Raw genomic sequence first — 3,762 nt, forward strand, 5'->3', positions numbered from 1 at the left:
GTTTGATGAGAGCCGCTTTAGCGGCGAAGCTTTCGCGGCCAAAGCGGATCGCCGCTTGGCCGCTTCTGCCAAACAGCATTCGATCAATCCCGCGCCAGCGCATCAATCGGATCCAGGCGCGCCGCGTTGCGCGCCGGGACGAAGCCGAACACCACACCAATCAGGGTCGAACAGGCCACGGCGGTGATGATTGCCCCGCCCGAAAACACCATCTCCCACTCCTTGATGAACACCGTAAACAGATGCCCGAGCCCGTAGGACAGCGAGATCCCAATCGCCCCGCCCAACAGGCAGACCATCACCGCTTCGACCAGAAACTGCTGGCGGATGTCTGACTGACGCGCGCCGACTGCCATCCGAATGCCGATTTCCCGGGTCCGCTCGGTCACCGACACCAGCATGATGTTCATCACCCCGATACCGCCCACCAGCAATGAGATCACCGCAATCAGCGACAACAGCAGCGCCAGTGAGCGGCTGGTTTTCTCCACGGTCTGCATGATGCTGTCGAGGTTATTGGTGAAGAAATCCTTGGTGCCGTGGCGCTGCTGCAGCAATTCGGTGACTTTCTCTTCGACCAGCTTGCTTGGCTGACCATCGCGGATGCGCACGCTGATGCTGTCCAGGTGGCGCTGGCCCAGCAGCCGGCCGGCGGCGGTCTGGTAAGGCACCCAGACGTTCAGGGCCTTGCTGGCGGCGAACATGTTCTTGTTGTCGGCGGTGACGCCGATCACCGTCACCGGCAAGTTGTCGATCAGGATCACCTGACCCAAGGGGTCGATCGTGTTGCCGAACAACCGCTGGCGCGCGTTGTGATCAATCACGACCACCTGGGCCTGACGCCGGGCATCGCTTTCACTGAAGGTGATACCCGCCTCCATCTTGATCCCGCGCACCTGGAAATAACTGTCGCTGACCCCGTTGACCTGGGCATCGAGGTCGATATTGCGATAGCGCAGCAGCAGGTTGCGGTTGACCACTGGCGTTGCGCTGTCCACGTAATACAACTGCCCCAGCGCCTGCACGTCCGAAAGCTGCAAGGTCTCGATGGCCGCCGCCCGGCTGTCGCCAAAGCTGGCGCCGGGGTACACATCAATGGTGTTGCTGCCGATCGCCTGAATGTCCTTGAGCACGTAGCGCTTGGCACCTTCGCCGATGGCCGAGATCGACACCACCGAGGTGATGCCGATAACGATGCCGAGCATGGTCAGCAAGGTGCGCATGCGATGCGAGATCAGCGCCACCCAGGCCATGCGGAACGCTTCCTTGAACAAACCGACGCTGGCCACCATGCGCCGTGCAACCCCCGCCGCTGGCTGCTCGGTCGCCGGTTTGTCATGCGCCGAAAGCTGAGCATCGTTGCGCCGGTCGCTGATGATCACCCCGTCGCTGACCTCAATGATCCGCTCGGCATTGGCGGCCACCTTGGGGTCGTGGGTCACCAGAATGACCGTGTGCCCGGCAGCATGCAGCTCCTGGAGGATCGTCATGACCTCCTTGCCGCTGGTGGTGTCCAGTGCGCCAGTGGGTTCGTCCGCCAGGATCACCTCCCCGCCGTTGACCAGCGCCCGGGCGATACTCACCCGCTGCTGCTGGCCGCCGGACAGCTGGCTGGGGCGATGATGCACATGGCCGCTCAGGCCCAGTCGTTCGAGCAACCGCCGGGCCCGGCTGTGCCGTTCTTCGGGCGCGGTGCCGGCATAGATCGCTGGCATTTCGACGTTGTGCATCGCGCTCAGGTGCGGCAACAGGTGATAGCGCTGGAAGATGAAACCGAAGTAGTCACGGCGCAATTCGGCCAGTGCCTGATCATCGAGCTCACGGGTTTCCTGGCCATTGATCCGGTAGCTGCCGGCGCTGGGTTGGTCCAGGCAGCCGAGGATGTTCATCAGCGTCGATTTACCCGACCCCGAGGCACCGATGATGGCGACCATTTCGCCGGCATGGATGCTCAGGTCGATGCCCTTGAGGGCAATGAACTCACGGTCGCCGGCCATGAAGCTGCGGGTGATGCCTTTGAGGTGCAGCAAAGGTTGCTTGCCGTGCGCCATGCTCAGGTGTCCTTGTTGGCGTTGATCGGGTCGCCAATGACCACCCGATCGCCTTCAGCCAGGCCGGATTTGATCTCGACCCTGACGTTGTTATTGATGCCGGTCTGGACGCTGCGGCTCTGGGCCAGGCCTTTGCCGTCCAGCACCCGCACGTTGTAGCTGCCATCGGCGCTGCGCGCTCCGAGGGCGGCCACCGGCACGTTGAGTACCGCCTTGGCGGTGTCGAGCACGATATGCACCTGGGCAGTCATGGCGATGCGCAGGCGGTGGCCGGGGTTGGGCACGTCGAACAGGGCGTTGTAGAACACCGCGACGTTCTGTTTGGCGCTCTCGCTGTCGGCCTTCTGGAAGTCCTGCGGGGCCGGTTCGATACCGCGCAAGGTGGCGTAGTAGCGTTTGTCTTCACCAAGAATGGTGAAGTACACCTGCTGGCCGGGGCTGATGTGGATGACGTCAGCCTCGGAGACCTGAGCCTTGACGGTCATGGTGTCGAGGTCAGCGAGTTTGAGCAGGACCGGTGCCAGTTGGTTGGCAATGACGGTCTGGCCTTCCTGGGTGACGATCGCGACAACATCGCCGTCGATGGGCGCGTTGATGCGGGTGTAAGCCAGGTTGATTTTGGCCGTATCGATCTGGATCCGCGCATCTTTGATCTGGGCCTTGAGCGATTGCAGGTTGGCCTGCTGCACTTCGTGGTCGGATTCGGCGTTCTCGAATTCCTGGCGAGAGATGGACGAGCCGCTTTCAAGAATGGTGTAGCGTTCAAAAATGCGTCGGGTTTTCTTCAGTTGCGCTTCGGTCGCGCGCAGTTGGGCCTGGAGGTTTTCTTCGGCAATCTGCGCTTGCTGCAGGGTATTGCGCAGGATCTGTGGGTCGATTTCAGCGAGCCACTGGCCTTTCTGGACTTTGTCGCCGAGTTTGACCTTGAGGGACTTGAGCTGGCCGGAGACCTGGGCGCCGACGTCAACCTGTTTGATGCCTTCAAGGGTGCCGCTGGCCAGCACGGCGTTTTCGATGTCGCTGCGTTCGACCGGGGCGCTGAGGTATTGAGGGGCGTCGGCAGGTGCTTGTATGGCGTACAGAGCCAGGCCAGCCGCTACGGCAAGGGCCAGGCCAAGCGCGGTTTTGCGCAATGTTGAGGTTTGCATAGATCACTACCGTTCCAGGCTTTGCATGGGTGTTGCTGAGGTGTTGTGGGTTTGTTTGCTGATTGCTGATTGGTGGTCTTGCGGTCTTGTGATTGATCCGAAATACCGGTGCCTGAACCTCGGGTTCCGCCCCGACGGGCGGGTTACTTTGTTGCGGCAAAGTAACCAAACCGCTTGCTCCGGGTTTGGCCCCTTCGGGGTTCCCTCGCGCAGGCGCCATTCCAGGGGGCCGCCGCAATGGGCCATCCATGGCCCGGTGCGGCTAAACCGGCATCCATGCCGGTTTTCCCCCTTCCATGACACCTGCACTCGGCCAGCACCAACGTCGCGTTCGGCGGCGTCTGTGAGATCCCGGTTCGACGAGCAAGAGCTGGCGTCAACACTGTCCGAATAAACACCGCGAACCCGGTGGGAGCGAGCTCTGCTCGCGAAGGGGCCAGCAAAAGCGGCACATCTGCTGTGGATGTCACCCTGTATCGGTCGTGGTCCGGCATCCCGGCAAGCCAACTCCCATCGGGCTACCAGAACAATGCTGGAGCAAGAATGGATTCGCACTCCAGGTT

2 protein-coding genes are annotated in these 3,762 nt (G+C 61.7%); both read right to left on the minus strand.

All coding sequences use genetic code 11. The annotated features are described in order from the left end of the window. Positions 1-83 precede the first annotated feature (83 nt). A complete protein-coding gene (locus NJC40_RS21250; protein WP_045491636.1) occupies positions 84-2,051 on the minus strand; it encodes a MacB family efflux pump subunit in 1,968 nt (655 codons plus the stop codon). A gap of 2 nt (positions 2,052-2,053) precedes the next feature. After that, complete coding sequence (gene macA, locus NJC40_RS21255) at positions 2,054-3,199, minus strand: macrolide transporter subunit MacA (RefSeq protein WP_045491638.1); 1,146 nt, start codon at positions 3,197-3,199, stop codon at positions 2,054-2,056. Positions 3,200-3,762: the final 563 nt, after the last annotated feature.

It is taken from the genome of Pseudomonas sp. 21LCFQ02 (assembly GCF_024129895.2).
GTDB lineage: Bacteria > Pseudomonadota > Gammaproteobacteria > Pseudomonadales > Pseudomonadaceae > Aquipseudomonas.

Excerpts from the sequence above, each read along its gene's own strand:
- macA (WP_045491638.1), bottom strand. The coding sequence starts at position 3,199 with ATGCAAACCTCAACATTGCGCAAAACCGCGCTTGGCCTGGCCCTTGCC.
- NJC40_RS21250 (WP_045491636.1), bottom strand. The coding sequence starts at position 2,051 with ATGGCGCACGGCAAGCAACCTTTGCTGCACCTCAAAGGCATCACCCGC.